Annotated in this window: 24 protein-coding genes; 10 read left to right on the top strand and 14 right to left on the bottom strand. The window is 73.8% G+C overall.

Annotated features, from left to right (window positions below; genetic code table 11):
- Positions 1–57: 57 nt before the first annotated feature.
- From ABZ840_RS20870 to ABZ840_RS20860, 3 genes are read right to left on the bottom strand one after another with little or no spacing between them, the layout of a single operon-like run.
- A complete protein-coding gene (locus ABZ840_RS20870) occupies positions 58–885 on the bottom strand; it encodes a CoA ester lyase (protein WP_361561551.1) in 828 nt (275 codons plus the stop codon).
- Positions 882–1790 carry a hypothetical protein gene (locus ABZ840_RS20865; RefSeq protein ID WP_361561550.1) on the bottom strand — a complete coding sequence of 303 codons (909 nt, stop codon included), beginning with the start codon at positions 1788–1790 and terminating at the stop codon, positions 882–884. Before ABZ840_RS20865 ends, ABZ840_RS20870 begins: the two co-directional genes overlap by 4 nt.
- A 31-nt stretch (positions 1791–1821) precedes the next feature.
- Positions 1822–3216 carry an MFS transporter gene (locus ABZ840_RS20860; RefSeq protein ID WP_361561549.1) on the bottom strand — a complete coding sequence of 465 codons (1395 nt, stop codon included), beginning with the start codon at positions 3214–3216 and terminating at the stop codon, positions 1822–1824.
- 257 nt (positions 3217–3473) lie between these two features.
- Here ABZ840_RS20860 and ABZ840_RS20855 point away from each other — a divergent pair, with 257 nt between their 5' ends.
- From ABZ840_RS20855 to ABZ840_RS20845, 3 genes are read left to right on the top strand one after another with little or no spacing between them, the layout of a single operon-like run.
- Entirely contained in the window at positions 3474–4691 is a 1218-nt protein-coding gene (locus ABZ840_RS20855; RefSeq protein WP_361561548.1) for an MmgE/PrpD family protein, read from the top strand.
- Positions 4691–5881 (top strand): CaiB/BaiF CoA-transferase family protein, encoded by a 1191-nt coding sequence (locus ABZ840_RS20850; RefSeq protein WP_361561547.1) that lies wholly within the window; start codon positions 4691–4693, stop codon positions 5879–5881. The genes ABZ840_RS20855 and ABZ840_RS20850 overlap by 1 nt, the downstream gene beginning before the upstream one ends.
- A 32-nt stretch (positions 5882–5913) precedes the next feature.
- Entirely contained in the window at positions 5914–7080 is a 1167-nt protein-coding gene (locus ABZ840_RS20845; protein WP_361561546.1) for an acyl-CoA dehydrogenase family protein, read from the top strand.
- A 27-nt stretch (positions 7081–7107) separates the two neighbouring features.
- Here ABZ840_RS20845 and ABZ840_RS20840 read toward each other — a convergent pair whose 3' ends face one another.
- A complete protein-coding gene (locus ABZ840_RS20840; protein WP_361561721.1) occupies positions 7108–7677 on the bottom strand; it encodes a PadR family transcriptional regulator in 570 nt (189 codons plus the stop codon).
- Between the two features lie 88 nt (positions 7678–7765).
- Positions 7766–9787, bottom strand: coding sequence for an NADPH-dependent 2,4-dienoyl-CoA reductase (locus tag ABZ840_RS20835; RefSeq protein WP_361561545.1), 2022 nt, complete (start codon positions 9785–9787; stop codon positions 7766–7768).
- Positions 9788–10078: 291 nt separating this feature from the next.
- Here ABZ840_RS20835 and ABZ840_RS20830 point away from each other — a divergent pair, with 291 nt between their 5' ends.
- Complete coding sequence (locus ABZ840_RS20830; protein ID WP_361561544.1) at positions 10079–12058, top strand: GTP-binding protein; 1980 nt, start codon at positions 10079–10081, stop codon at positions 12056–12058.
- A gap of 37 nt (positions 12059–12095) precedes the next feature.
- Here the strand turns inward: ABZ840_RS20830 and ABZ840_RS20825 are convergent, their stop codons facing one another.
- On the bottom strand, positions 12096–13094 hold the full coding sequence (locus tag ABZ840_RS20825) for a zinc-dependent alcohol dehydrogenase family protein (RefSeq protein WP_361561543.1): 999 nt from the start codon (positions 13092–13094) through the stop codon (positions 12096–12098).
- 40 nt (positions 13095–13134) lie between these two features.
- Positions 13135–13962 carry a DeoR/GlpR family DNA-binding transcription regulator gene (locus tag ABZ840_RS20820; RefSeq protein WP_361561542.1) on the bottom strand — a complete coding sequence of 276 codons (828 nt, stop codon included), beginning with the start codon at positions 13960–13962 and terminating at the stop codon, positions 13135–13137.
- 151 nt (positions 13963–14113) lie between these two features.
- On the opposite strand from ABZ840_RS20820, the gene ABZ840_RS20815 reads away from it, so the two are divergent.
- Both ABZ840_RS20815 and ABZ840_RS20810 read left to right on the top strand, forming a co-directional pair.
- A complete protein-coding gene (locus ABZ840_RS20815) occupies positions 14114–14557 on the top strand; it encodes a hypothetical protein (RefSeq protein ID WP_361561541.1) in 444 nt (147 codons plus the stop codon).
- Between the two features lie 200 nt (positions 14558–14757).
- Positions 14758–15120, top strand: a complete 363-nt coding sequence (locus tag ABZ840_RS20810) for an STAS domain-containing protein (protein ID WP_361561540.1) — start codon at positions 14758–14760, stop codon at positions 15118–15120.
- Positions 15121–15176: 56 nt separating this feature from the next.
- Here ABZ840_RS20810 and ABZ840_RS20805 read toward each other — a convergent pair whose 3' ends face one another.
- Entirely contained in the window at positions 15177–15674 is a 498-nt protein-coding gene (locus ABZ840_RS20805) for an Lrp/AsnC family transcriptional regulator (RefSeq protein ID WP_361561539.1), read from the bottom strand.
- 59 nt (positions 15675–15733) lie between these two features.
- On the opposite strand from ABZ840_RS20805, the gene ABZ840_RS20800 reads away from it, so the two are divergent.
- Positions 15734–16990, top strand: coding sequence for a PLP-dependent transferase (locus ABZ840_RS20800; protein WP_361561538.1), 1257 nt, complete (start codon positions 15734–15736; stop codon positions 16988–16990).
- On the opposite strand, the gene ABZ840_RS20795 is transcribed toward ABZ840_RS20800, so the two are convergent.
- The 3 genes from ABZ840_RS20795 to ABZ840_RS20785 form a co-directional block, all read right to left on the bottom strand.
- Complete coding sequence (locus ABZ840_RS20795; RefSeq protein ID WP_361561537.1) at positions 16917–18197, bottom strand: GNAT family N-acetyltransferase; 1281 nt, start codon at positions 18195–18197, stop codon at positions 16917–16919. The two genes, ABZ840_RS20800 and ABZ840_RS20795, sit on opposite strands and share 74 nt — an antisense overlap.
- Positions 18198–18299: 102 nt before the next feature.
- A complete protein-coding gene (locus tag ABZ840_RS20790; protein WP_361561536.1) occupies positions 18300–19880 on the bottom strand; it encodes an alkaline phosphatase D family protein in 1581 nt (526 codons plus the stop codon).
- A 313-nt stretch (positions 19881–20193) separates the two neighbouring features.
- Positions 20194–21045: an alpha/beta fold hydrolase gene (locus tag ABZ840_RS20785; RefSeq protein ID WP_361561535.1), complete on the bottom strand. Its 852-nt coding sequence runs from the start codon at positions 21043–21045 to the stop codon at positions 20194–20196.
- Positions 21046–21256: 211 nt separating this feature from the next.
- Here ABZ840_RS20785 and sigJ point away from each other — a divergent pair, with 211 nt between their 5' ends.
- Positions 21257–22156, top strand: a complete 900-nt coding sequence (gene sigJ, locus ABZ840_RS20780) for an RNA polymerase sigma factor SigJ (protein ID WP_361561534.1) — start codon at positions 21257–21259, stop codon at positions 22154–22156.
- Between the two features lie 21 nt (positions 22157–22177).
- On the opposite strand, the gene ABZ840_RS20775 is transcribed toward sigJ, so the two are convergent.
- Positions 22178–22888, bottom strand: a complete 711-nt coding sequence (locus ABZ840_RS20775; protein WP_361561533.1) for an arylsulfatase — start codon at positions 22886–22888, stop codon at positions 22178–22180.
- Positions 22889–23137: 249 nt separating this feature from the next.
- On the opposite strand from ABZ840_RS20775, the gene ABZ840_RS20770 reads away from it, so the two are divergent.
- Entirely contained in the window at positions 23138–23890 is a 753-nt protein-coding gene (locus tag ABZ840_RS20770) for a GntR family transcriptional regulator (RefSeq protein ID WP_361561532.1), read from the top strand.
- 69 nt (positions 23891–23959) lie between these two features.
- On the opposite strand, the gene ABZ840_RS20765 is transcribed toward ABZ840_RS20770, so the two are convergent.
- Entirely contained in the window at positions 23960–25117 is a 1158-nt protein-coding gene (locus ABZ840_RS20765; protein WP_361561531.1) for an ROK family transcriptional regulator, read from the bottom strand.
- Between the two features lie 126 nt (positions 25118–25243).
- Here ABZ840_RS20765 and ABZ840_RS20760 point away from each other — a divergent pair, with 126 nt between their 5' ends.
- Positions 25244–25744, top strand: a complete 501-nt coding sequence (locus ABZ840_RS20760; RefSeq protein WP_361561530.1) for a hypothetical protein — start codon at positions 25244–25246, stop codon at positions 25742–25744.
- On the opposite strand, the gene mug is transcribed toward ABZ840_RS20760, so the two are convergent.
- Complete coding sequence (mug, locus tag ABZ840_RS20755) at positions 25675–26226, bottom strand: G/U mismatch-specific DNA glycosylase (RefSeq protein ID WP_361561529.1); 552 nt, start codon at positions 26224–26226, stop codon at positions 25675–25677. The two genes, ABZ840_RS20760 and mug, sit on opposite strands and share 70 nt — an antisense overlap.
- Between the last annotated feature and the right edge of the window lie 20 nt (positions 26227–26246).

Here is a 26246-nt window from a genome sequence, read left to right as displayed (position 1 = left end):
CGGCGCGCGGCCCGGCGGGCCCCGGCGCGGTCGCCGGGCCACGCGCCGCACCGGCCCTCAACCGCGCCCCGCCGCCAGAATGCGCCGGGCCCGCTCCAGCACCGGCCGGTCCACCATCTGCCCGTCGACCACCGCGACCGCGCCCCGAGCCGCCAGCACCCGCCGCGCCCACTCCGTCTCGGCCGCCGACGGAGTGAACCCTTCGTGCACGGCGTCGAGTTGACGCGGATGGATGCAGAGCTTGCCGCCGAAGCCCAGCCGCCGGGCGTGCGCCACGTCCGCCGGCAGCGGCCCGTCGGCCGCCAGCCCGGCCGTCACCCCGTCGAGCGGCGGCGCCAGTCCGGCCGCCGCGGAAGCGCAGACCAGCCGCGAGCGTGCGTACGCCAGTGCCTGATGGTCGGCGGGATCCACGCCGAGCTGCGCCGCGAGGTCGATGTTGCCGAAGGCGGCGCGTACGACGTTCGGGGCGCGGCACAGCGCGGCGGCGTGCTCCACCCCGGCGGCCGTCTCCACCAGCGCCAGCACCGGAAGCCTGCCGCCGGTCCGGTCGGCGACCGCCGCGAGGACGGCCGGGTCCTCGGCCTTGGGCAGCATGACGGGCGCGCCGTGCGCGGCGGCCATCGCCAGGTCGGCCTCGTGCCACTCGGTGCCCGGCGGGTTGATCCGCACCACCGCCCGCGCGCCGCCCGCCAGCCACTCGGCGACGGCGTCCCGCGCGGCGTCCTTGCCGTCGGGTGCGACCGCGTCCTCCAGGTCCACGATCACCCCGTCGGCGCCGGCCCCGGCCGCCTTGGCGTAGCGGTCGGCGCGGTTGCCGGGGACGAAGAGCAGGCTGCGGGCGGCGGCCAGGGCCCGGACGTACGGGGCTGCCTCGGCGGCGGTCATGCGAAGGTCACCTCCGCCGTGGCGTGCTCGGCGGCGCGCGGCCCGGCGACGGACAGCCGGACGCCCGGCCGGCCGTCCTCCTCGTACGGCGTGCCGCAGGACAGCAGCCGCTCGCCGCAGAAGGAGGGCTGCCGCAGCCGGTAGGAGAGCGTGCGGACGGTGCGGCCGGGCGCGTGGCGGCGGACCAGTTCCAGCATCTGCAGGACGAGCAGCGGGCCGTGCACGACCAGCCCGGGGTAGCCCTCGACCCCGGTGACGTAGGGCTGGTCGTAGTGGATGCGGTGGGCGTTGGCGGTGAGCGCGCTGACGCGGAAGAGGACGGCCGGGTCGGTGGTCCACGGCAGCTGCCACGGCGCGTCGCTGTGCGGTGCGGCGTCCGGGTCGAGGGTGATCCGGTCCGGTACGGGCGCGCCGCCGCCGCTGCGGTAGACGATGTCCTGCTCCTCGGTCACCCGCACCTCGCCGTCCTGGCGGAACTCGGTGCGCGCGGTGACGAACAGCAGCCCGCCCGTACGGCCCTGCTTGGCCTGCGCCTTGACCACGCCGCTGGTCTGCTCGGCCGGCTGACCTACCGTGAGCGGCTTGCGGACCTCCAGCCGGCCGCCCGCGAACATCCGCCGCCGCTCGGGCAGCGGTGGCAGGAAGTGGCCGTCGCGCAGGTGCCCGTCCGGGCCCAGCTCGCTCTGCCGGGGCCAGGTCAGGAAGTGCAGCCAGTGCCACAGCGGGGGCAGCGGCTGCCCGGCTGCCGCCACCGGCTCCGGCAGGTCCAGCACGGCGGAGAGCGCGGCGACCGGCGCCGGGTCGAGGGGGTCGGTGGCGCCGGTGTCGGCGGGGTGCCAGGTGCGGGCGGTCTCTTCGAGGAGGCGGAAGTCGGCGGCCGGGACGTCGGCGGGGGCGCCGGTCATGAAGGCTCCTGTCGTGCGGGGCGGGTGCGGGTCAGTGGGTGGGTGCGGGGCGCGGGATGCCGTCGGGTGTCCCATCGTCCTGCGCGGTGCGGCCGTGCAGGTCCTCCAGCGGCCGGTCGCGGGTGTCGATGCCGAAGAACGCGACGGTGAGGGTGGCGACCAGCCAGGTGCCGGCGACGAAGGCGAACACGCCCACGTAGCCGAGGTGCGGGGCGGTGTAGACGGCCGCGATGATCAGGGGAGCGACGATGTTGGCGGCCCGCCCCGCGCCGTTGCCGAGACCGGACCCCGCCGTGCGCAGGGCGGTGGGGAAGTGCTCGGGTGTGTAGGAGTACAGGACCGCGATGTAGGCCTGGCTGAGCGCGGCGAACGCGACGCCGAAGACCATGATGGCCACCGACCCGGCGCTCAGGCCGTAGCCGATGCCGACCGCGGCGACGATCAGGCCGAGAACCACCGCGAGGTGCTTGCGCGAGAAGCGGTCGATGAACGGAGCGGCGAGGAAGGCGCCGGGCACCGCGCCGATGGTGTTGACCGCCGACATGGTCATGGAGGTGGCGAAGTCCTGGCCGCGATCGGCCAGCAGGGTCGGCACCCAGGACTGGAAGCCGTAGAAGCCGGTCAGCGCGAAGGCCCAGACGACCATCATGACGATCGAGTTGCGGCGCTGCCCCGGTGCGAAGAGGTCGCGGAAGCGGGCCTTGGGCGCGGCAGCGGGGAGCGTGCCGGGCGGCTCCTGCTGCCCGCCGCCGCGGAAGTCCGGTACGAAGCGGCGCACCGTCTCCTCGGCCTCCGCCGTCCGGCCCCGGGAGAGCAGCCAGCGCGGCGACTCGGGCAGCCGGAGGACCAGCGGGAGCAGCAGGAAGCCGAGCGCGCCGGCGACGAACAGCCAGCGCCAGGAGGCCGGGTGGGACACGGTGATGCCGCGGGCGGTGAAGGCGACCAGCGGGATGCCGACGAGGCCGACGCCGAGCGCGACTGCCTGGAAGCGGCCGCGGTGGGTGGTGGGGGTGACCTCGGAGAGGTAGGAGATCGCGATGGCGGTCATCGCGCCGAGGCCGAAGCCGGTGAGGGCGCGGGCGGTGGCCATCGTGCCCGGCGTCGAGACGGCGGCGTTGAGCAGTGAGGCGGCGGAGAAGAGGGCGACGGCGGCGGACATGCCGAGCCGGCGGCCGACGATGTCGGCGGCCCGGCCGCCGAGTACCGCGCCCACCGCCATCCCGGCGAAGCTCAGCGCGGTCACCAGGGCCACGTCCTGGACGGTGAAGTGGTGCGTGGCGCGGATCGCCGGGGCCGCGAAGGCGAAGGTGTTCAGGTCCGCGAGGTCGAACAGGAACATCGCGCTGACGACCAGCAGCACCTTGCGGTGGGTGCGGCCGATCGGTGCTCTGCCGAGCGCGGCGAGGGCGGGGGACGGGGGCGTCACTGACGTACCTCCAAGGGGTCCCGGAAAGGGGCGGCCATTCGGCGCGGCCATGTACGGCATTGCTGCGTACAAAGTGGCTCCACGCATGGCGTCGGCATTCTGTGGTCCGGCTCACTGTGACGTCAAGGCCCGGTGATCGCTGGATTGGTCGGCCGGGTGAGGCGCCATTGACACCGCGATCATTTGGCCGTACAAATCCTCGGCAGAGGAGCCGCCGACCGTGAGGCCGGTGGCCGCCGCACCACGGAGGGGACCGCATGACCGCCGCCCGAGCCCTTGCCCAGTGGGCACACGACCACCGGGCAGACCCCGACGACCACGCGCTCGCCGACCGGGCGCTGGCCGACACCGTCGCCGTCGCGCTGGCCGCCCGGGACCACCCGCTGCGCCCGGTCGCCGCGCCGCTCCCGGACGCGGCCCGCTGGGCGGCCATGGCGCACGTGCTGGACTTTGACGACCTGCACACGGACACCACCACGCACATCTCCGTCGTCACCGTCCCCGCCGTCCTCGCCGCCGGCGGCGACGCGCGTGCCTACCTCGCGGGCGCCGGCGTCATGGCCCGGCTCGGCGCGATGCTCGGCTGGGGCCACTACGCGGCGGGCTGGCACGCGACCTGCACCGCGGGCGCCCCGGCCGCCGCCGTCGCGGCCGGCCTCGCCCTCGGTCTGGACGCGGACCGGCTCGCCGCCGCCATGGCGCTCGCCGTCCCCGCGGCCGGCGGCGTCCAGGAGGCGTTCGGCACCCACAGCAAGTCCCTCCAGGTGGGCTTCGCCGCCGACGCCGGAGTACGCGCCGCCCGGCTCGCCCGCGCCGGCGCCACCGCCGACCCGCGCGCCCTGGACGCCTGGCTGACCCGCGTCGGCGGCACTCCCGCCACCGACTTCCCCGCGGCCCCGGCCGTCCCCGGCGGCCTGGCGATCAAGATGTACCCCTGCTGCTACGCCATGCAGCGGCCGATCGCCGCACTGCGCGAGGTCCGCGACCGGGTGCACGGCGGCCTCACCGGCGTCACCGTCACCACCCCCGCCGGCACCGTCCACCCCCTCCTCCACGACCGGCCCCGCACCGGCCTGGAGGGCAAGTTCTCCATGCCGTACGCGGTCGCCACCGCGCTCCTCGACGACTATCCCGGCTTCGGCAGCTTCACCGACGAGGCCGTCTCCCGCCCCGCCGCGCAGAAGCTCATGGGGCAGGTCACCGTCGACCGGCGGCCCGGCGAGACCACCACCCTGCTCGACGGCGAGGTCGCCCTCCGGCTGGACTTCACCGACGGCACGGCCGTCCACTCCGAGCTGGCCCTGCCGCCCGGCTCCCCGCAGCGCCCGCCCTCCGCCGCCGAACTGCGCGACAAGTTCGCCGCCTGCGGCCCCGGCGTCCCCGACCTGCTCGCCGGCCTCACCTGGGAGCGCGCGGCGGAACTGATGCGTACGGCGTTCCCGGCCGCCACCGACCCCACCGCGCAGGAGTCCTGATGGAGCACCAGCAGCGCCCCCTCGAAGGCATCACCGTCGTCAGCATCGAGCAGGCCGTGGCGGCCCCCTTCGCCACGCGCCAGCTCGCCGACCTCGGCGCCCGCGTCATCAAGATCGAACGCCCCGGCGACGGCGACTTCGCCCGCCGCTACGACACCACCGTCCACGGCCACTCCAGCTATTTCGTCTGGCTCAACCGCTCCAAGGAATCCCTCACCCTCGACCTCAAGGACCAGCGCGGCCGGGAGATCCTGCACGAACTCCTCGCCGAGGCCGATGTGTTCGTGCAGAACCTCGCGCCGGGCGCCGCCACCCGCCTGGGCCTCGGCCCCGACGCGCTCACGGCCCGCTACCCCAAGCTGATCCCCTGCACCGTCTCCGGGTACGGCACCAGCGGTCCGTGGGCCGACCGCAAGGCGTACGACCTGCTCGTCCAGTGCCAGACCGGCCTGGTCTCCCTCACCGGGAGCGCCGACGAGGCCGCCCGGGTCGGGGTCTCCGTCGCCGACATCTCCGCCGGCATGTACGCCTACAGCGGCATCCTCGCCGCCCTGTTCACCCGCGCCACCACCGGCGTCGCCCGCGCCGTGGAGGTCTCCCTCTTCGAAGCACTCTCGGAGTGGATGAGCCAGCCCGCGTACTACACCCGGCACAGCGGCAGCCAGCCGCCGCGCGTCGGCACCCGGCACGCCACCATCGCCCCGTACGGCGCCTACACCGCCGCCGACGGCAAGGACGTGCTCTTCTCCATCCAGAACGAACGCGAATGGGCCGCGCTGTGCGCGGGCTTCCTCGGGCGCCCCGAGCTGACCGAGGACCCGCGGTTCGCCACCGGCTCGGACCGCGTCACCCACCGGGACGAGCTGGACACCGTCATCGCCGAGCGGTTCTCCCGCTCCGCCGCGGCGGACGTCATGAAGGTGCTGGACGAGCTGGGCATCGCCAACGCCGGGGTGAACTCCGTCGCCGAATTCCTGGACCACCCCGTCCTCGAAGGCCGGGACCGCTGGCGCGAGGTCGCCGTGCCCGGCGCCACCGTGCAGGCCCTCCTGCCGCCCGCCGACCTCGCCGGACTCACCGCCCGCATGGACCCCGTACCGGCCGTCGGCGAACACACCGAAGCGATCCTCACCGCACTCGGCCGCACGCCCGCCGAGCTCGCAGCCCTCCGCGCCGACGCGGTCGTCTGACGCCCCGCCCCGTACTCACCGAAGGACCCCGCATGAGCACCCTGGACAGCCTCACCGACGACGAGCGTTTCGTGGTCGAGACCGTGCACGACTTCGTGAACAAGGACGTCAAACCGGTCGTGCAGGAGCTGGAGCACGCCGACACCTACCCCGAGGCCCAGATCGAGAAGATGAAGGAGCTGGGCATCTACGGGCTGGCGGTGCCCGAGGAGTACGGCGGCACGCCGGTCTCCACACCCTGCTACGTGCTGGTCACCGAGGAACTGGCGCGGGGCTGGATGAGCCTGGCCGGCGCGATGGGCGGCCACACCGTGGTGGCCAAGCTGCTGCTGCTGTTCGGCACCGAGGAGCAGAAGCGCCGCTACCTGCCGAGGATGGCCACCGGCGAGATCCGCGCCACCATGGCGCTCACCGAGCCGGGCGGCGGCTCCGACCTCCAGGCCATGCGCACCGTCGCCCGCAAGGACGGTGGGGGAGGCTATCTGGTCAACGGGTCCAAGACCTGGATCACCAACTCCCGCCGCTCCCGGCTGATCGCCCTGCTCTGCAAGACCGACCCCGACGCCACCCCCGCCCACAAGGGCATCTCCATCCTCCTGGTCGAGCACGGCCCCGGCCTCACCGTCTCCCGGGACCTGCCCAAGCTGGGCTACAAGGGCGTGGAGAGCTGCGAGCTGTCCTTCGAGGACTACCGGGCGGCCCCGGACGCCGTGCTCGGCGGCGCGGAGGGCAAGGGATTCGGACAGATGATGAAGGGGCTGGAGACCGGCCGCCTCCAGGTAGCGGCCCGCGCGCTGGGCGTCGGCCGGGCCGCGCTGGAGGACTCCCTCGCGTACGCCCAGGAACGCGAGTCCTTCGGCAAGCCGATCTGGCAGCACCAGTCGGTCGGCAACCACCTGGCCGACATGGCCACCAAGCTCACCGCTGCGCGCCAGCTGACCCTGCACGCCGCCCGGGAGGCGGACGCCGGGCGCCGGGTGGACATGGAAGCCGGCATGGCCAAGCTCTTCGCCTCCGAGACCGCCATGGAGATCGCCCTCAACGCGGTCCGCATCCACGGCGGTTACGGCTACTCCACGGAGTACGACGTCGAGCGCTACTTCCGCGACGCGCCGCTGATGATCGTCGGGGAGGGCACCAACGAGATCCAGCGCAACGTCATCGCCGCCCAGCTCGTCAAGCGGGGCGGACTGGACTGACCTGGAGGCGCCGGCCGGCCCCCGTGGTCAGGCGGAACCGCCGCCCCCGGGGCCCCGCCCGGCCTCGATGGCGCGCAGTTCCGTCAGCGACTCGGTCAGCCACTGCACCCAGAAGGTCTCCTGGGCGATGCCGGCCCGCAGGACGAGATGCTGGAGCCGGTCCGGCTCCGCCGTCTTCGCCGGCGGGAAGTCACGCGTCTCGATCTCGTGGTACTCCGCCAACTGCCGCTCGTGCAGGGCCAGATGGCGCTCGAACTCCTCGGTGAGGCCGGTCGCGCCGACGACCGCGGCGGCCCGCAGCCGCAGGAGCAGCGGGTCGCGCATGGCCCGCGGTTCCTGCCGCTCGGTCACCCACGCGGTGAGCGCCTCGCGCCCCGCCGGCAGCACCTCGTACTCCCGCTTCTGGCCGCGTGAGGGCTGCGCCTGCGGCAGGGCGTGGATCAGCCCGGCCTCCTCCAGCTTCCGCAGGTCGCGGTAGATCTGCTGGTGGGTGGCGGACCAGAAGTAGCGGATGGACCGGTCGAACCGCCGCGTCAGCTCCAGCCCCGACGACGGCTTTTCGAGCAGGGCCGTGAGGATCGCGTGCGGGAGGGACATGGCGGCCTTCCAGGGTGCGGTGGTGCCGGTGCGGTGCGGGGTACCGGCGGCGTGCGCCACCACCGGTACCCCGCATCCTAGGGCGCGGTCAGATGTCGGCGGCCAGCCGCGTGCCCTGCAGAATGGCGCGCTTGGCGTCCAGCTCCGCGGCCACGTCGGCGCCGCCGATGACGTGCGCGGTGTGCCCTGCCGCCACCAGCGCGTCGTACAGCTCGCGGCGCGGCTCCTGGCCGGCGCAGAGCACGATCGTGTCGGCCGCGAGGACGGTCTTCTCGCCGTCGACGGTCAGGTGCAGCCCTTCGTCGTCGATGCGGTCGTACGTGGCGCCCGCCGTCATCGTGACGCCGCGGTGGCGCAGCTCCGTGCGGTGGATCCAGCCGGTGGTCTTGCCCAGGCCGGCGCCGACCTTGCTGGTCTTGCGCTGGAGCAGGTGGACGGTGCGGGCGGCGGCCGTCCGTACCGGAGCCGTGAGCCCGCCGCGCTCGCCGTACGCGGTGTCCACGCCCCACTGGCCGAAGAAGACGGCCGGGTCCAGGCTCGCCTGCTCGCCGCCGTCGGTCAGGAACTCCGCCACGTCGAAGCCGATGCCGCCGGCGCCGACCACCGCCACGGTCTTCCCGGCCTCGACCCGGCCGCCGAGCACGTCGAGGTAGCTGACCACGCTGGGGTGCTCGATGCCGGGGATGTCCGGGGTGCGCGGCGTGACGCCGGCCGCGACCACGATCTCGTCGTACCCGCCCGCGCCCAGGCCCTCGGCGGTCACGGCCGTGCCCAGCCGCACGTCGACCTTCAGCTCTTCGAGCCGCGTACGGAAGTACCGCAGCGTCTCGTTGAACTCCTCCTTGCCCGGGATGCGGCGGGCGACGTTCAGCTGCCCGCCGATCTCGTCGGCGGCGTCGAACAGCGTCACGCCGTGCCCGCGCTCGGCCGCCGACACCGCGAAGGCCAGGCCCGCCGGGCCCGCGCCGACCACGGCCAGCTCCTTGCGCCGGCGGGTGGGGGAGAGGCTCAGCTCGGTCTCGTGGCAGGCGCGCGGGTTGACCAGGCAGGAGGTGATCTGGCCGGAGAAGATGTGATCCAGGCAGGCCTGGTTGCAGCCGATGCAGGTGTTGATGGCGTCGGCGCGGCCGTCCTCGGCCTTGGCGACGAAGTCCGGGTCGGCGAGGAACGGGCGGGCCATCGAGACCATGTCGGCCCGGCCCTCGGCGAGCAACTGCTCCGCGACCTCGGGGGTGTTGATGCGGTTGGTGGTGACCAGCGGGACGGACACCGCGCCCATGACCTTCTGCGTCACCCAGGAGAAGGCGCCGCGCGGGACGGACGTGGCGATGGTGGGGATGCGGGCCTCGTGCCAGCCGATGCCGGTGTTGATGATGGTGGCACCGGCCGCCTCGACCTCCTTGGCCAGCTGGACGACCTCGTCGTACGTGGAGCCGCCGGGCACCAGGTCGAGCATGGACAGCCGGTAGATCAGGATGAAGTCCGGGCCGACCCGCTCGCGGGTGCGCCGCACGATCTCGACGGGGAAGCGGATCCGGTTCTCGTAGGAGCCGCCCCACCGGTCGGTGCGGTGGTTGGTGGGCGCGGCGATGAACTCGTTGATGAGGTAGCCCTCCGAGCCCATGATCTCCACGCCGTCGTACCCGGCCTGCCGCGCGAGCTCGGCGGCCCGTACGTAGTCCTCGATGGTCTGCTCGACCTCGTCGTCGGTGAGGGCGCGCGGGGTGAAGGGGTTGATGGGCGCCTGGATCGCGCTGGGCGCCACCAGGTTCTCGCTGAACGCGTACCGCCCGGTGTGCAGGATCTGCATCGCGATCCTGCCGCCCTCGCGGTGCACCGCCTCGGTCACCTGCGCGTGCTGCGCGGCCTCCGCCTCGGTGGTGAGCTTGGCCCCGCCGTCCATGGTGCGGCCGGCCTCGTTGGGCGAGACGCCGCCGGTGACGATGAGGCCGACGCCGCCGCGGGCCCGCTCGGCGTAGAAGGCCGCCATGCGCGCGAACCCGCCCGGCGCCTCCTCCAGGCCGACGTGCATCGAGCCCATCAGGACTCGGTTGGGCAGGGTGGTGAAGCCCAGGTCCAGCGGGCTCAGCAGGTGGGGGTACGGGCTCATCCGAAGTCTCCTCGCGCGCAAGTGCCGACGAGCTTCGTTTGTAGACGAGCGGAGCCGCTTATGCAACATGTTGCATAATGAGGCGTCGGTCACCCCGCCGGGCGACGACGGCTCGTACCCGGGCCGGCGGCCGGAAAAAACCGGTTGCCGCGCCGCGCACCGGCACCGGCATGATGAGCCCGCCACTCGACCGAGCGGCCCCGGCCACCCACGGACAGGAAGACGCGATGCGCCGATACCTCGACACGACCCAGCGCCCCCATCGGACGGTCATCGAGGACTTCGGCACCCATGCGTACTCCGCACACCCCCAGCGCCATCCGGCGCACCCTGAACATCGGCATCCTGGCGCACGTCGACGCAGGTAAGACCAGCCTCACCGAGCGGCTGCTGCACGACACCGGCGCCATCGACCGGCTCGGCAGCGTCGACGCCGGCACCACCCACACCGACACCGGCACCGTCGAACGGCAGCGCGGCATCACCGTCCGCTCCGCCGTCGTCTCCTTCACCCTCGACGCCACCCGGGTCAACATCATCGACACCCCCGGCCACGCCGACTTCGTGGCCGAGGTGGAACGCGCCCTCGCGGTGCTCGACGGCGCCGTCCTGGTGCTCTCCGCCGTCGAGGGCGTCCAGGCGCACACCCGCCTCCTGATGCGCACCCTGCGCGAGATGCGGCTGCCCACCCTCCTCTTCGTCAACAAGACCGACCGGGCCGGCGCCCGCCACGACAGCCTGCTCGCCGACGCCCGCCGGAAGCTCGCGCCGCGCCTCGTCCCCATGACGGCGGTGCACGGCCTCGGCACGCGTGCCGCCCGCACGGTGCCGTACTCCCTCGACGACCCGGACTACCGCACCCGGGTGGCCGAAACGCTCGCCGAGACCGACGACGCGCTGCTGGCCCGGGTCGTGGACGGCCCGTACCCCACCCCCGCCGAGCTGCGCACCGCCCTCGCCGACCGCACGGCCCGCGGGCTCGCGCACCCCGTGTACTTCGGCTCGGCGCTGAGCGGTCAGGGCGTCGGCGCGCTCCTCGACGGCATCACCGGACTGCTGCCGCCCGCCGCCGTCCCGGACCCGGTGGCGACACCGGACCCGCGCGGGACGGTCTTCGCCGCCGACCACACCGCGGCCGGGGCGAGGAGCGCCTACGTACGGCTGTACTCCGGCGAACTGGCGGCGCGGCAGCGGATCACCCTGCACCGCCGCGAGCCGGACGGCACCCCGCACACGTACACCGGCCGGATCACCGCCCTGGAGGTCGTGGGCGCGGCGGACGGAGCCGGCCACCGGCTGACGCCCGGCAACATCGCGAGGATCAGCGGAGTGGCCGGCATCCGGGTCGGCGACCGGCTCGGCGCCGCGGACGACGACACACACCGGCCGCACTTCCCGGCCCCCACCCTCCGCACCGTCGTCCGGCCCCGCGAGCCCGGCCCCGGCGCCGCGGCCCGGCTGCACGCGGCGCTGCGGCGCCTGGCCGAGGAGGACCCGCTCATCCACGCCTGCGCCGAACCGGACGGCACCACCTCCGTCCTGCTCCACGGCGAGATGCAGAAAGAGATCATCGCGGCGGCGCTCGCGGACGAGTACGGCATCGACGCCACCTTCACCCCGAGCCGGGTGGTGTGCCGCGAACGCCCGGCCGGCACCGGCGAGGCCGTAGAGGAACTGGGCCACCGGGCCCCGGCCCCCAGCGGTCACTGGGCCACCGTCGGACTGCGCGTCGATCCGGCCGCCGACGGCACCGGCGCCGTCTTCCGCTACGAGACCGAACTCGGCGCGCTGCCGCGGGCGTTCCACACCGCCGTCGAGGAGAGCGTGCACGCGGGGCTGCGCCGCGGCCCGCACGGCTGGGCCGTCACCGACTGCACCGTCACCCTCGTCCGCTCCGGCTTCGTCGGCCCGGTCAGCACGGCCGCCGACTTCCGCGGTCTGACCCCGCTGGTGCTGGCTCGCGCCCTGGAACGGGCCGGCACCCGGGTGTACGAGCCGTACCACGCCTTCGAGGCCGACGTACCGGCCGACGCGCTGCCCGCCGTCACCGCCTGCCTCGCCGGCCTCGGCGCGGACATCGCGGAGACGGCCGCGGAGCCCGTGGCGGGAGCCCACCCCGGGCCCGGCGCGGACGCCGGCTGGCTGATCAAGGGCACCCTCCCGGCCCGGCACCTGCACACCGTCGAACGGCGCCTGCCGGGCCTCTCGCACGGCGAGGGCACCTGGTGGTCACGCGCCTGCGGGGACCGCCCGCGGAAGGGAGGCGCGTAGCGGCCGTCCGCGCCACGCGACCGGGCGTCGGCGCCGCTCAGGGCGCCGGGCGGAGCTGGATCTTGCGGCCGGTGCCCTGCTGGAAGGTCTCCAGGGCCCGGCCGAAGTCGCCCAGGCCGTAGGAGTGGGTGATCATCGTGTCGGCGTCCAGCGCGCCCTTGCCCATCAGCTCCACGGCCCGCCCGAAGCTGTGCACCACGGCCATCGAACCGACCACGGTGATCTCGTCGTGGTAGATGCGGAACGGCGAGATCCTCGCCATGGCGTCCGAGGGCGCCACACCGAACTGCTGGAACGTACCGCCCCGCCGGACCCGGGTGACCGCGTCCTCGATCACCGGCACCACCCCCGTGCAGTCGATGACGATCTCCCAGCCCTGCGGCCGGTCCAGCGCGTCCGCGCCGGTCGCCACCGCGTCCGCGCCCAGCTGCTCGGCGATCTTCAGGCGCTCGGTGTTGATGTCGATGACCGACACCGAAGCGGCCCCGGCCCGCCGCGCGAGCTGCAGCATCATCAGGCCCATCGTGCCCGCGCCGTAGATGAGATAGTGCGCGCCCAGGTCGCGCGGCAGCACGTCGAAGCCGTGCACCGCGCAGGACAGCGGCTCGATCAAGGTGCCCTGCGCGAGGTCCACGCTCTCCGGCAGGCGGTAGCAGTTGGCCGCGGGCACCTTGACGTACTGCGCCATCGCGCCGTCCACCGTGTCGCCGATCGCGCCCCAGCGCTCACAGAGGTTGCCCCGGCCGATGCTGCAGAAGTGACAGGACCCGCAGAACAGCGAAGGATCGACCGCGACCCGGTCGCCCTCGCGCACCCCGCTCACCTCGGTTCCCAGCGCCACGACCGCCCCGGTGAACTCGTGCCCGGGAATGATCGGGTACGGCGTCGGCGCGAACTCCCCCTGCACGATGTGCAGATCGGTACCGCAGATGCCGACGGCGGCCACCTCCACGACGACCTCGCCCGGCCCCGGCGTGGGATCGGCGACGGTCTCGACGGAGTAGGAACCGGGGGTCTGGATGACGACGGCACGCATGGTGAACTGCCTTTCGGAAAGGGGGCGTTGCGGCTAGCGGTCAGTCGGTGTCGGTGTCAGCTCCGGTGGGGCCGGCCGGCGGGACGGCCCGGACCCGTACGCCCAGCCGCTCGATGGCGGCGGTCTGGTCCTCCGGCGTCGCGGTGTCGGTGACCACCAGGTCGTACCCGGAGGCGTCGCCGTACCCGTGGGTGGCGGTGCGGCCGAACTTGGTGTGGTCCACCGCCAGCACGCTGCGCCCGGCGGCCTCCCGCAGCGCCGCCTTCAGCTCGGCCCACTCCTGCACCGGATGGAAGAGTCGGGCGTGGTCGACCGCGGTGGGGGAGGAGAAGGCGACGGTGGCGCGGACCCGGGCGAGATGGCGCAGGGTCTCCGGGCCCGCGCAGGCCTCGAAGTCGGGGCGGTAGCGGCCGCCGAGTACGACGACCTCCGTACCGGGTGCCCCCGCGGCGCCGATCAGCGAGGCGATGCGCAGGGAGTTGGTGAGTACCGTCAGCCCCTCGATGCGGCCGAGCCGGCGGGCCAGCGGGAAGAGGGTGGAGCCGCAGTCCATCAGCACCGTGTCACCGGCGCTGACCTCCCGCACCAGCAGTTCGGCGAACGCCTCCTTCGCCCCGGCCTGCTGGTCCTCCCGGAAGCGGGTCGCGGTCTCCACCGTGACGGTGGGCAGCGCGACGGCCCTGCCGCGGCGCTTCTCCAGCAGCCGCCGGGACTCCAGGTTGGCCAGATCGCGGTGCACGGTCATGGTGCTGACCTGCAAGGCTTCGGCGAGTGCGGTGATCCGTACGGAGCCCTCGTCGATGACCTGCTGGAGCACCCGGCGGCGGCGCCGCTCGACGTCGGCCTCGGACCCGCGACTCTGCCGCACCCTGTGCCCTCCTCCTACGACGCGTACAGGACCGGTGCGCAACATCACACACTTCCTGTGATGTTTTGGCAAGAGGCCGCGGTCTTGCCCCGGCGCCCGCGCGTGCCCGAGGCTGAAAAGGACGTCACCGGAGCAACGGCAGGAGGGCGACGTGCCGCAGCCGGCCCCGCAAGGACCCCGACCCGGCCCCGCCAAGGGACGCCCCGACCCGGAAGTGGCCCAAGTGGTCTACCTGGTGGGGCTGGAGCTGGACGCCTCGGACAAGGTCGTGCTCGCCGCCTTCGAGGCCGGGCTCGTCGAATCGGGGATGGAGAACCTCGACCACGGCCACCTCGACTCGGTCGGCGTGTTCCAGCAGCGCCCCAGCATGGACTGGGGCACGGCCGAGGAGTGCATGAACGTCAATCACGCGGCGCACCGGTTCTTCGAGCGGGCCATCGAGGAGGACGAGGAGGACCCGGACCTGACCCCCGGTCAGCTCGCCCAGAACGTCCAGGTGTCCGCCCACCCCGACCGTTACGACGCGCGTGAGGACGAGGCCAGGCTGCTCATCGAGGCCACTCGCGACACGCTCGGCGAGGAGCCGCGACGGTAGTGGGCCCGGGTTCCGGCCCGCCGCGCGTCACGCCTACGCCGTGTGCCCGTGGCCGCGGCACATGCCCGTGCCACGGTCACGGTCTGTGACGGAATTCTTCGATCGGTTTCGATCGCCGGGCCGCGTGGTGCCCGTTTCCGCGTCACTATGGCCTCGAGCCGGCGAGACCGGTGAGGATCGGCTGAAGGGAGGCGGCCGGGATGCATGTGAAGACCCGGACCGACAGGCGTGTACGCATCGAACGGTGGCCGGTCCCCGCCGGCTCGCCCACGCTGGCCAAACTGGCCGTGGTGGGCGTGCTGGACGGCGACAGCGTCAGCGATCTGTGCGACGCCACCGCGGCGGTCATGGCGAGCGGCTCCCGGCATCTCCGGCTGGACCTCGCCGGCGTCACGTCCTGCGACAACGCCGGCCTCTACACCCTCCTCGGAGTGCAGAGCGCGCTGCGCTCCATGAGGGGAAGCCTGACCCTGGTCCGCCCGAGCCTCTCCGTCCACACCGGCCTCAGGGCCGCCGGCCTGCACCTCAGGCTGGTCATCGCGCCACCCGGATCGGTGATGTAGCGGGCTTCCTGGCCCAGGGGCTTCGCGAGGTCTCAGTGGAGCCCGTTCGGAGGCCCCTAGCGCGTCTTCTCACCGACCGCGTCCGCCGGCGGCAGCAGTGGGCCGCACGTCCAGCGCTGGAAGACCAGCCGCGTCTCGACCCGGGCCACCTCGCGCCGGGCGGTGAACTCGTCCAGGACCAGCCGTTGGAGGTCGGCCGCGTCCCGCACGGCGACATGGACGAGGTAGTCCTCGGGGCCGGTGAGATGGAAGAGGGAGAGCGCCTCGGGCAGCGAGCGGATCCGCTCCACGAACGGGCCGACCAGCTCCCGGCGGTGCGGACGCACCTGCACCGACAGCAGCGCCTGCAGCCCGCGGCCCAGTTTCGCGGGGTCCAGGCGCAGTTCGTGCCCGAGGATCACGCCGCTGCGCCGCAGCCGGGTCACCCGGTCCAGGCAGGTCGACGGCGCGACGCCGACCGCCGCGGCCAGCTCGCGGTACGTGGTCCGGGCGTCGTTCTGCAGCAGGCGTAAAATCTCCAGGTCCACCGGATCGAGACGCACAGAGTCGGCCATGTCCCGAACGTAACACGGAAGTTGACCATCCGGTCAGCCCGCCTGACCAGCATCGTGGCATGACCCGCTCACCCGCGCGCCCGGATCGCGCCACCACCGCCGTCACCGTCCCCCGCACCGCCCTCGACACCGCGCCGCCGCGTGCCCTGGCCACCGAGGCCGTGCACGCCGGCCGCGAGGACCTCGCGGCCCAGGGACTGCACGCGGTCCCACTGGACCTGTCCACCACCTACCCCTCGGCGGACAGCCGGGCCGAGGCCGCCCGCCTCGACGCGTTCGCCGCCACCGGCGCCGAGTTGGCGGGCCCGCCCGTCTACGGCCGGCTCGGCAACCCCACCGTCGCCCGCTTCGAAGCCGCGCTCGCCCGCCTCGAAGGCACCGAGTCCGCCGTCGCCTTCGCCAGCGGGATGGCGGCCCTGACCGCCTGCCTCCTCGCCCGGCACGCCGAGGGCCTCCGGCACGTCGTCGCCGTACGGCCCCTGTACGGCTGCAGCGATCACCTGCTGACCGGCGGGCTGCTCGGTACGGACGTCACCTGGACCGACCCGGCCGGGATCGGCGACGCGATCCGGGCCGACACCGGACTGGTCATGGTCGAGAGCCCGGCCAACCCCACGCTCGCCGAGACCGACCTCGCGGCCGCAGCCCACGCCTGCGGCTCCGTACCGCTGCTCGTCGACAACACCTTCGCCACCCCCGTGCTGCAGCGCCCCGCCGCCGCGGGTGCCCGGCTGGTCCTGCACAGCGCGACCAAGTACCTGGGCGGCCACGGCGACGTGCTGGGCGGCGTGGTGGCCTGCGACGAGGAATTCGCGCGGCGGCTGCGCCAGGTGCGCTTCGCGACCGGCGGCGTACTGCACCCGCTCGCCGGTTATCTGCTGCTGCGCGGGCTGGCCACGCTCCCCGTACGGGTGCGGGCCGCGTCGGCCACCGCGGCCGAGCTGGCCCGGCGGCTCGCCGCGCACCCCGGGGTCTCCCGGGTGCACTACCCGCGGCTCGGCGGCGCGATGGTCGCGTTCGAGGTGTGCGGGGATCCGCACGAGGTGACCGCCGGGGTGCGTCTGATCACCCCGGCGGTCAGTCTCGGCAGCGTCGACACGCTCCTCCAGCACCCGGCCTCGATCAGCCACCGCATCGTCGACGCCGCCGACCGCGCGACCGGCGGCATCTCCGAGCGGCTGCTGCGGATGTCGGTGGGCCTGGAGGACGTCGAGGACCTGTGGCGGGACCTCGACGCGGCGCTCAGCGGCCGGCCGTCTCCCGTCCGGCGGGAACCGGCAGCGGCCGGTGCCGCAGCCCCGCAGGCCGGGCCGTGATCACCAGCGTGCCTTCCTCGATCTGGTAGTCCAGCGGCAGCCCGAGGCCGCGCATGGCCGCCACCATCCCGGTGTTGGACGCCTGCGTGATGGCGTACACGCTCTCGGAGCCCGTCTCGGCCGCCATCCCGACCAGCCGCTCCAGGAGTTCGGCGCCGATGCCGCGGCGCTGCCAGGCGTCCTCCACCAGCAGCGCCACCTCGGTCTCGTCGCCGTCCCACAGCAGGTGGCCCAGCGCCACCAGCCGCCCGGACGCGGTCTCCACGGCGAGCGTGCGGCCGTGCCGCGGGCTCAGCAGGTGGTCGAGGTAGCGGTCGGCGTCGTGCACCGGGCCGTGGTACCGCAGCGACAGCGTGCGCGAGGAGCAGCGGTCGTGCATCTCACGGGCCGCCGCCACGTCGGAGGGGTCGGCGCGGCGCACCGTGATGGGGTTGCCCTCGGGGAGGGTGAGGGTGTCCCGGCGCTCCGGCACGCGCTGGCCGAGCCGGGCGTCCAGCTCCACCAGGGCCCGGACGCGGGCGAACTCGGTCGGGGTGAACGGCAGCTGCGGCCGCTCGATGGTGATCGACCCCCCGGACGGGTCGCGGAACTTCATGATGTGGTCCTCAAGAACGCCTTCGTCCGGCACCCGTTCGGCCAACGGCTCGCCCTTCAGCGTGCGCGCGGGTACCGAGTGGATGGTGCAGCGGCCGAGCAACTGCCGCAGCGCCAAAGGGAGTTCCGCGGAGTCCAGGGCCGTACGGGTGGCCAGGGACAGCATACGGGCCGGCGCGTCGACGAGATCATGCGCATCGGCGCGTTCCAGCCAGGTGTCCCGGCCGCCCGCCGCGGCCACCGCGCCGGTGAGCGTCGTCCGGTCCGGGGTGCCGGGCACGCGCAGCAGGAACTCGTCCACCGTGCCCTCGGACAGCGGGTGGGTCTGCAGGCTCAGGATGTCGACCCGGTGCACGGCCAGTGCCTGGCACAGCGCGGCCAGGCTGCCCGGCTCGTCCCGTACGGTCGTGCGCATGCGCCACAGCGTCGTGTCGGGGAGCGCCGCGCCCTCGGTGAGGGCGGGCGCCGACGACGCCGCGGCGCCGGTATCACCCGGCGGCGGTGCCGGTTCCCGGCGCCCTGGCCACCCGAGGGGCAGGCCGTTGGTGAGACGCTCGGCGGCCCGCCGCCACATCGAACGGCGGGCAGTGCAGTGCTCGGTTTTCTCAGTCATGCACTCCAGCATCACCGACCGGTGTTGCATGATCACAAACGCCTTGTGTCCGCCAGGTAAAGGACGCAATTGCCTCTGTGTTCACCTTCGGGTCGGACGCCCCTACTGTCCGACTCGCCCCGGTTGCAAGGTCTGGCTGAACAGCACCTCTCCGCTGTCCTGCCGCAGCCGCACCGTGAGTTCGCCGCTCCCGCCGTCGATATCGATCTCACCGAAGTACTGCGGCGTCTCGGCCGGCGAGGTGTTCGCCCGGTTCGGCGCCTTGAGGAACCGCTGCTCGGGCCCGAACGTACCGTCCAGCTTCAGCGCCTGGAACCCGCCCGCGTTCAGCGGCCCGGAGACGAACTCCCAGAAGGGCTCGAAGTCCTTGAACGCGGCCCGCGACGGGTCGTAGTGCTGCGCGGAGGTGTAGTGCACGTCTGTCGTCAGCCACAGCGTGCCCGTGATCCGCCGGTGCTTGATGTGCCGCAGCAACTCCGCGAGCTGCAGCTCCCGCCCCAGCGGCTGCCCCGGATCGCCCTGCGCCACGGCCTCGAAGCGGGTCTTGCCGTCCGGCACGACCAGGCCCAGCGGCATGTCGGAGGCGATCACCTTCCACACGGCCCGGGACCGCGACAGTTCCCGCTTCAGCCATCGCAGCTGCTCGGCGCCCAGGATGCCCTGCGCGTCCTCCGTCTGCCGCCCGTCGGAGTTGGCGTTCCGGTACGTCCGCATGTCCAGCACGAACACGTCCAGCAGCGGCCCGTGGTTGACCACCCGGTACACCCGCCCGCGCCGGTCCGGGCGCAGCGTACGGATGGGGAAGTACTCGCTGAACGCCCGCAGCGAGCGCGCCGCCAGCACGTCGGCGTCCTTCACCGTGTACCGGTCGTCGTCCAGGATCTGCCCCGGGTACCAGTTGTTGTGCACCTCGTGGTCGTCCCACTGCGTGATCGTGGGCACCTGCGCGTTGAACCGCCGCAGGTTCTCGTCGAGGAGGTTGTACCGGAAGGCGCCGCGGAACTCCGCCAGCGTCTCGGCGACCTTGGACTTCTCCTCGGTCGTGATGTTCCGCCAGACCCGCCCGTCCGGCAGCGTCACGGTGTCCTTGATCGGGCCGTCGGCGTAGATGTTGTCGCCGCTGCACAGGAAGAAGTCCGGGTTGCGGCGCCGCATCTCCTCGTAGATCCGGTAACCGCCGCGGTCCGGGTTGATGCCCCAGCCCTGCCCGGCGAGGTCCCCTGACCAGTGGAACCGCACCCGCTCGCCGCGCGTCTCCGGCGCGGTACGGAACGTGCCCGTCACCGGCTCGCCCGCGCGCCGCGGGTCGTCGGGGTCGGCCAGCGTGACCCGGTAGTGGATCTGCTCACCGGGCGGCAGGCCGCGCAGCGACGTCACGCCGGTGAAGTCCGTGCCCGCGCCGACCACCGGGCCGCGCCAGGTGCGCGCGTGCCGGAAGGACTCGGTCGCCGCGGTCTCCACGGTCATCCGCGCGGGCCGGTCCGAGCGCACCCACACCAGCCCGGAGCCGGTCGTCACGTCGCCGACCTGTACGCCCCACTCGGCGCTCGGCCGGCCGTCGCGCGCCTGGGCGGGGGCCGCGCAGCCGATCGCCGGCAGGGCGAACGCCGCGGACGCGACCGCCGCACCGTGCAGCACCGCCCGTCGCCCGATGGCTCTGCCGTCCGCTGCTCCCTGCGCCATGTGCGTCCTCCCGTGGTCCGCTCGTCCTCGCCGACGTCCGGTTCCTATCGCTGTCCGGTGCCCCGCAACCCAACACCCGGTGAACAACCAGATGTCGCGGGCGCGGAATACGGAACCGGGCCATGGTCGCAAGCGGGGGCGAGGATGGCCAGGAAGGGGGCCGCGGCGGTTCGGGCTTGCGTGCTTCGCCGTACGGGTAATGCCCCGGTGCTTGCCTGCCCCGCCGTACGGGTAATCCCCCGGTGGGGGTGCGGGCGCGTTCGATTCGCCCCGTAGGAGGGCGTCCGCCGTACCCCCGCCCGTACCCGCCTGCTCACGTCGTTGCCGGCGCCACCGTGTCCAGGATGACGCGGGCGACCAGCGCCGGGTCGTCGTTCATGGGGACGTGGCCGCAGCCGGGGAGGCGTACGAGGCGGGCGCCGGGGATCACGCGCTTGGCCCGCACGCCCTGGCGGGGCAGCAGCAGCCGGTCGCGACTGCCCCAGCCGATGGTCACGCGGATGTCCGGGAGGTCGTGCCGGAAGAGCACCCCGGGGCCGCGCCCGGCCGCGAGCGTGGCGGAGAAGCCGGGCGCCTCGCGCAGGGCCCGCGTCTCGGCCGCCACGGCGGCCGCCGAACGGCGACCGGGGCGGGCGTAGATGGAGCTGGTCAGCGCGGCACGGCCGACCGCCGAGCGGGCCAGCGCCTCGACCGCGGGCTGCGGCAGCGCCTTCGCGCCGGCCCGCATGCCCATCAGCACCCCGAAGGCGTACCGGCGTTCGGCCTCCGTCCAGAAGCCCGCGGGGGACAGTGCCGTGACCGAGCGCGCGGCTCCGGTGAGGCCCAGCTCCAGCGCGAGCAGCCCGCCGAGGGAGTTGCCCACCACGTGCGGCCGTTCGATGCCCAGCGCGGCGAACGCGTCCGTGAGCAGCGGGACCACCGACGTCATGCCGTACGGCACGCCGTCGGGGAGCGCGGGCGACGCGCCGAAGCCCGGCAGGTCGAGCGCGATCACGTCGTGCGAGGCGGCCAGGACGCTGAACACCGGCTCCCAGGCCTGGTAGTGGTGGCCGATGCCGTGCAGCAGCACGACCGGCTCGCCGGCGCCCTTGCGCTCGTACGCGACCGTGAACGGCGGGCGGCCTTCGGGGGAGACGTGCAGGGCGGAGGCCGTGGCGGTCGTCATGGGGGCTCCTTCGGGGGGAGGGGAAGCCGCTGGGGGAGGGGCCGCATGTGGGGACGGCCCATGAGACACCATGTCAGCAATCATTACCGAGCGGTAGCAGGCGGATCCGAATTCCGCGGCGCACACCGTGAGCAGGAGGACAGCCCCCTGCGGGCGCGCGACTGTACGCCGCAGGCTGGACAACGCGCGGCCGTCCCGGTGGGATGAGGGCGTGCTCATGGATGCCGCGACCGATGTCTTCGAAGAACACCGCCCCTTCCTGCAGGGCGTCGCCTACCGCATGCTCGGCCGCGTGGCCGACGCCGAGGACGTCGTGCAGGAGGCGTGGCTGCGCTGGTCGGCCGCCGACCACGACACAGTGCGCGAACCACGCGCCTATCTCGTACGCGTCACCACCCGGCTCGCCATCGACCGGCTCCGCCAGGCGCAGGCCCGGCACGAGACGTACGTGGGGCCGTGGCTGCCCGAGCCCGTCGCGACCGACTTCGGCGGCGTCGCACCGGACGGCGCCGACCGGGCCGTCTTCACCGAGTCCGTCACGCTCGCCGTGCTCGTCGTCATGGAGTCCCTCTCGCCGCTGGAGCGTGCCGTCTTCGTGCTGCGCGAGGCGTTCGGCTACCCGTACCCGGAGATCGCCGCGGTACTGGAGCGCGGCGAGGCCGCCGTGCGCCAACTGGCGGGGCGCGCCCGGCGCCACGTGGAGGAGCGCAAGCCGCGCTTCGAGGTGAACCCCGAGCGGCAGCGCGACCTGACCGAACGGTTCCTCGCCGCCGCTGCCGGTGATGACCTGCAGGGCCTGATCGGGCTGCTCGCCGAGGACGTACGGCTGGTCGGCGACAGCGGCGGCAAGGCCAAGGCGCCGCTGCGGGTCATCGAGACCGCCGACAAGGTCGGCCGCTTCATGGTGTCCATCGCCAAGAACCAGTCGGCGGCGGACGTGCGGTTCTCCTCCGCCGCGCTCAACGGCGGGTTCGCCCTCGTCGGGCGGGTCGGGGAACGCGTCGACACGGTCTTCCAGCTCGACGTGGTCGACGGCCGCATCCAGACGATCTACGTCGTCCGCAACCCGGACAAGCTGACCGGGGTAGGGGAGGGCCCCGCCGCGGCCTGACGCCCGCCGTCGCCCACCGCGCTACCGCGGTACGACGCCCGCCGCCCGTGCCGCGGCGCGCAGGCCGCTGCGCGGGCTGGTCAGCACCTCGGTGCGCACGTCGGCACGCTCCGCCGCCGGTGCCATCGACGCCTGCGCGAGCACGATGACGTGCGCGCTCCTGGGCGTCCCGGCGTCCTCCGCACCGTCCACGGCCTCCTCCACGGTCACCGCGCTGCCGTCGGTGTCCGCCTCCCGCACGGCCTCGGCCACCGCGGTGAGATAGCCCTCGTGGTCGTCCGCCTCGAAGAGCGCGAAGGCGTCCGGCACCAGATGCGTACGGACCACCACCCGCCGCCCGGCGCGCTCCGCCTCCTCCTCGATGAGCGCGACCGTCGGTTCCAGGGTGCTCGCCACCGTCGCCAGTACGGTGATCCGCTCGCCGCCCGCCACCGCGGCCGCCGCCATCGGCCGGTCGGCGCGCAGCACCGGTACGTCGAACTCCGCGGCCGCGGCCTCGGCGACGCCGCCGATCGTGGAGCACGTGCACAACGCGGCCGTCGCGCCCTCGGCCACGGCCGCCGCGAGGGCTCCGCGCACGTCGTCGGCGACCGCTCCGGGGCCGGCCTCGCGCGCCCGGTCGAGCAGCTCGGGGTGCACGAGGTGACGCAGCTTCAGAGCGGGTGCCTCGGCGTCGCGCAGCGCGTCGAACACGGGGACATGGGCCGGAGAGGTGTGGAGCACGGCAAGCATGCCGGGACCGTACCCGCCGGAACCGACCCCACGCCATCGGGCGCGGCGGACCCCGGCCACCGTCTCCAACCGTGTTGAGTCGGTCACGCTACGGCATCGGAACGCCGATTGGTCTTGACCAAGGGTGGGGCCGCCCATATCGTCACAGCCATACTTCAACAACCTTTAATAAAGAAGTACTCAAAACCCCGGGGCCACCCGGGACACCCCGGAGACGGACCGGGGAAACCGGCGAATGCGGAGGACAGGGTGGGGACCACGCAGCTCGACACGGTGCAGGAACCGAAGTACTGGCACCTCAAGACCGTGCTCAGTGACGCGCTCGACTCGGAGTTCGCGGTCGGCGAGATCCTGCCGAACGAGCGGGACCTCGCGGCGCGCTTCGGTGTCGCGCGCGCCACGCTCCGGCAGGCGCTCGAACAGCTCGAACTGGAAGGCCGGCTGCAGCGCCGCCGCGGCGTGGGCACCACGGTCGCTCCGCCCCGTATGGGCGTGCCCGTGGACCGTTCCGGCCACAGCTGGCCCGGTGCTCCCGGCGACGCCTGGCAGCCGGTCGACGCCACCGTGGTGGAGGGCGGTTCGGTCCCGCCGGCCGTCGCCGAGGCGCTGGGCGCGGGCGCGGCGGACACCGTGCACGTCGTGCGGCGCACGCGGGTCGACCACGGCCAGCCGGTCGCGGCCGAACTGCTCTACGTACCCGCCGAGTCCGTCCCCGGCATCGCGGCGGACGCCGCCACCGGGCCGGTCGCCCGCGCGCGTGCCGTCCTGCACGAGCTGCAGCAGCTCGAACTGGACGGGGAGGAGCGCGCGGTGGAGCTGGGCTCGGCCCGCGCCGAGGACGCCAAGCAGCTGGACCGGCTGCCCGGCGCGCCCGTCCTGGTCGTCACCACGCGGTACGTGACCGGCGGCCGCACCACCGCCGTCGCGGTCTCCACCTACCGCGCCGACACCTGCCGCCTCACCTTCGGCGACCACGACACCCTCGCCGTACTCGCCGGCTGACCGGCCGTCAGCCGTCCCGGCCCGGCCCGCGACCGGTCCGCCCGGCGCCTCCGGGCGCCCGGCGTCCGGTCACCGCCGGGCCGTGACCGTGCCGTCCACCGCGAAGAGCTGCTCCTCCACGTGATCGAGGGCCAGGCGCAGCGCGCCCGTCGCCACCACGGCCTCGCCGAGGGTGGACAGGGCGACATGGGGCGGGCGGAGGCAGTAGCGGGACAGCTCCTCACGGAGCGGGCCGAGCACGCCGTCCAGCCCGGCCGCCCAGCCGCCGATGACGACCAGCTCCGGATCGAGGGCGAGGACCAGCGCCGCGACGTCGTGGACCAGCCGCTGGAGGAAGCGCTGCACCGCGTCCCGAGCCTGTGCGTCGCCCTCGCGCGCGAGGGTGAAGACCTGCGCGACCTGCGCCTCGTCCAGCGGATGGAGCGGCTCGCCGGTCGTCGACAGCAGCGTTTCGGGTGTCGCCTCCCGCCCGAGCAGGTGCAGCGCGCCGATCTCGCCGGCCGCCCCGCCGAAACCGCGGTGCAGCCGCCCGCCGATCAGCGATCCCGCGCCCGGACTCAGCCCGGCCAGTACGAACACCACGTCGTCCGAGCCCGCCGCCGCGCCCTTCCAGTGCTCGGCCACGGCCGCGGCGTTGGCGTCGTTCTCGACCAGGACGGGGCAGCGGAACCACTTGCGCAGCCGTTCGCCCAGCGGCAGTCCGGTCCACCCCGGCAGTGCGGTACCCAGCCGTACCCGGCCGTCCGCCTCCACGATGCCGGGGCCCGCGACGCCCACCGCGCGCAGTGAATCGCGCGCCACTCCGGCCTGCAGCAGCAGGTCGGCGACGGTGTCCCGGACGCACGCCAGTCGCCGGTCGGCCGGGGTGACCTCGTCCACGTCGTGCTGGACCGAGCCCAGTACCCGCCCGCACAGATCGGACAGCAGCGCCGAGACCCGGTGCGGGCCGATCTCGATACCCAGCAGATGCCCGGCCTCGGCGCGGAAGCGGAACCGGCGTGCGGGCCTGCCCTGCCGTCGCGCCACGCTCTCGTCGGCCGGCACCTCGACGACCAGCCCCGACTCGATCAGCCCCTCCACGACCCCCTCGACGGTCGGCCGGGACAGGCCGGTGAGCTCCACCAGCTGGGTCAGGGTCGCGGAGTCGGCGGCACGCAGTGCGTGCAGCACCACGGCGGAGTTGATCCGTCGCAGCAGAGAGGGGTCCCCGCCGGTGAGCCGCCCCAACTTCTGCCTCCCTCGCCTCAGGTGTTTGCGGGATCGTAGCCCGTCGGACGGCCCGCGGCGAGCCCTGAAGCCGCTGGTCACGGCCTGTGACGGTCGATTGTCAGAGGCGGGGTCTTTACTGTTGACATGACGAGGCAACAGATTTCCTGTCACCTGTCCGCGATCGACGCCGCGCTCGCCGCGCCGGGCGAGGCCGGCCGGGTTCTCCGGCTCCGCGCGAGCGAGGAGTTCTGGGAGGCCGACCCGGCGGACGCCCCCGTCGTGGCCGAGGAGTTCGCAGCGGAACGGGAAGCGCTGGACGGGGTGCTGTCCGCGCGCTGGGGGCCGCCCGGGGTGCTGGACCTGACGCCCCATCTGGAGCGGTCGGCGATGGGCTTACCGGTGCCGCCGCCGCTGGCGGACCTGGCCGCGCTGACCGGGACGGTCCAGGTGTGGACGGCGGGGGAGTGCCGGGTGGCGACCGGCGTGGGAAGGGCCGCCGAGTTCCTGCCGTACGAGCTGGTCGTGGCGGTGTGGCCGGACAGTGACGCGGGGCCGACGCTGCCCCGGCAGGGCGGTCACTCCTCGGCGAAGGCCGCCGCGCGGAGCCGGCCGTACTCCTCCGCCAGCGTGGTGGGGTTCCAGTGAGCGTTCAGCCCACTGGGGTTGGGCAGTACCCAGATGCGGGCGCCGCCGATGGTCCGCTCCTGCGGTCCGACCTTGGCGTGCTTGTCGCCGAAGGCCGCGCGGTAGGCGGTGACGCCGGCGACCGCCAGCCAGGCCGGCCGCAGCCGGCGCACCTTCTCCTCCAGTTGGCGGCCGCCCTCCTCGAATTCCTCCGGCGCCAGCTCGTCCGCGCGGGCCGTGGCCCGTTGGACGACGTTGGTGATGCCGACGCCGTACCGCAGCAGCTCCTGCTCCTCGTCGGGCCGCAGCCGCCGGGGGGTGAACCCGGCGGCGTGCAGCGTCGGCCAGAAGCGGTTGCCGGGCCGGGCGAAATGGTGGCCGGTGACGGCCGACATCAGGCCCGGGTTGATACCGCAGAAGAGGACGCGGAGTCCGGTCGCTGCCACGTCCGGGACGAGGCGGTCACGAGCGGCTTCCAGTTCTTCGGGGGTGTACCGCGGCACGGCGCTCCGATCGTCCGGAG

Source organism: Streptomyces sp. NPDC047117, from assembly GCF_040643545.1.
GTDB lineage: Bacteria > Actinomycetota > Actinomycetes > Streptomycetales > Streptomycetaceae > Streptomyces.
The sequence above is the reverse complement of the archived record's forward strand: the minus strand, read 5'-3'. Positions and strand labels throughout refer to the sequence as shown.

Excerpts from the sequence above, each read along its gene's own strand:
- ABZ840_RS20870 (WP_361561551.1), bottom strand. The coding sequence starts at position 885 with ATGACCGCCGCCGAGGCAGCCCCGTACGTCCGGGCCCTGGCCGCCGCC.
- ABZ840_RS20865 (WP_361561550.1), bottom strand. The coding sequence starts at position 1,790 with ATGACCGGCGCCCCCGCCGACGTCCCGGCCGCCGACTTCCGCCTCCTC.
- ABZ840_RS20855 (WP_361561548.1), top strand. The coding sequence starts at position 3,474 with ATGACCGCCGCCCGAGCCCTTGCCCAGTGGGCACACGACCACCGGGCA.
- ABZ840_RS20850 (WP_361561547.1), top strand. The coding sequence starts at position 4,691 with ATGGAGCACCAGCAGCGCCCCCTCGAAGGCATCACCGTCGTCAGCATC.
- ABZ840_RS20845 (WP_361561546.1), top strand. The coding sequence starts at position 5,914 with ATGAGCACCCTGGACAGCCTCACCGACGACGAGCGTTTCGTGGTCGAG.
- ABZ840_RS20840 (WP_361561721.1), bottom strand. The coding sequence starts at position 7,677 with ATGTCCCTCCCGCACGCGATCCTCACGGCCCTGCTCGAAAAGCCGTCG.
- ABZ840_RS20835 (WP_361561545.1), bottom strand. The coding sequence starts at position 9,787 with ATGAGCCCGTACCCCCACCTGCTGAGCCCGCTGGACCTGGGCTTCACC.
- ABZ840_RS20830 (WP_361561544.1), top strand. The coding sequence starts at position 10,079 with ATGCGTACTCCGCACACCCCCAGCGCCATCCGGCGCACCCTGAACATC.
- ABZ840_RS20825 (WP_361561543.1), bottom strand. The coding sequence starts at position 13,094 with ATGCGTGCCGTCGTCATCCAGACCCCCGGTTCCTACTCCGTCGAGACC.
- ABZ840_RS20810 (WP_361561540.1), top strand. The coding sequence starts at position 14,758 with ATGCATGTGAAGACCCGGACCGACAGGCGTGTACGCATCGAACGGTGG.
- ABZ840_RS20805 (WP_361561539.1), bottom strand. The coding sequence starts at position 15,674 with ATGGCCGACTCTGTGCGTCTCGATCCGGTGGACCTGGAGATTTTACGC.
- ABZ840_RS20800 (WP_361561538.1), top strand. The coding sequence starts at position 15,734 with ATGACCCGCTCACCCGCGCGCCCGGATCGCGCCACCACCGCCGTCACC.
- ABZ840_RS20795 (WP_361561537.1), bottom strand. The coding sequence starts at position 18,197 with ATGACTGAGAAAACCGAGCACTGCACTGCCCGCCGTTCGATGTGGCGG.
- ABZ840_RS20790 (WP_361561536.1), bottom strand. The coding sequence starts at position 19,880 with ATGGCGCAGGGAGCAGCGGACGGCAGAGCCATCGGGCGACGGGCGGTG.
- ABZ840_RS20785 (WP_361561535.1), bottom strand. The coding sequence starts at position 21,045 with ATGACGACCGCCACGGCCTCCGCCCTGCACGTCTCCCCCGAAGGCCGC.
- ABZ840_RS20775 (WP_361561533.1), bottom strand. The coding sequence starts at position 22,888 with ATGCTTGCCGTGCTCCACACCTCTCCGGCCCATGTCCCCGTGTTCGAC.
- ABZ840_RS20760 (WP_361561530.1), top strand. The coding sequence starts at position 25,244 with ATGACGAGGCAACAGATTTCCTGTCACCTGTCCGCGATCGACGCCGCG.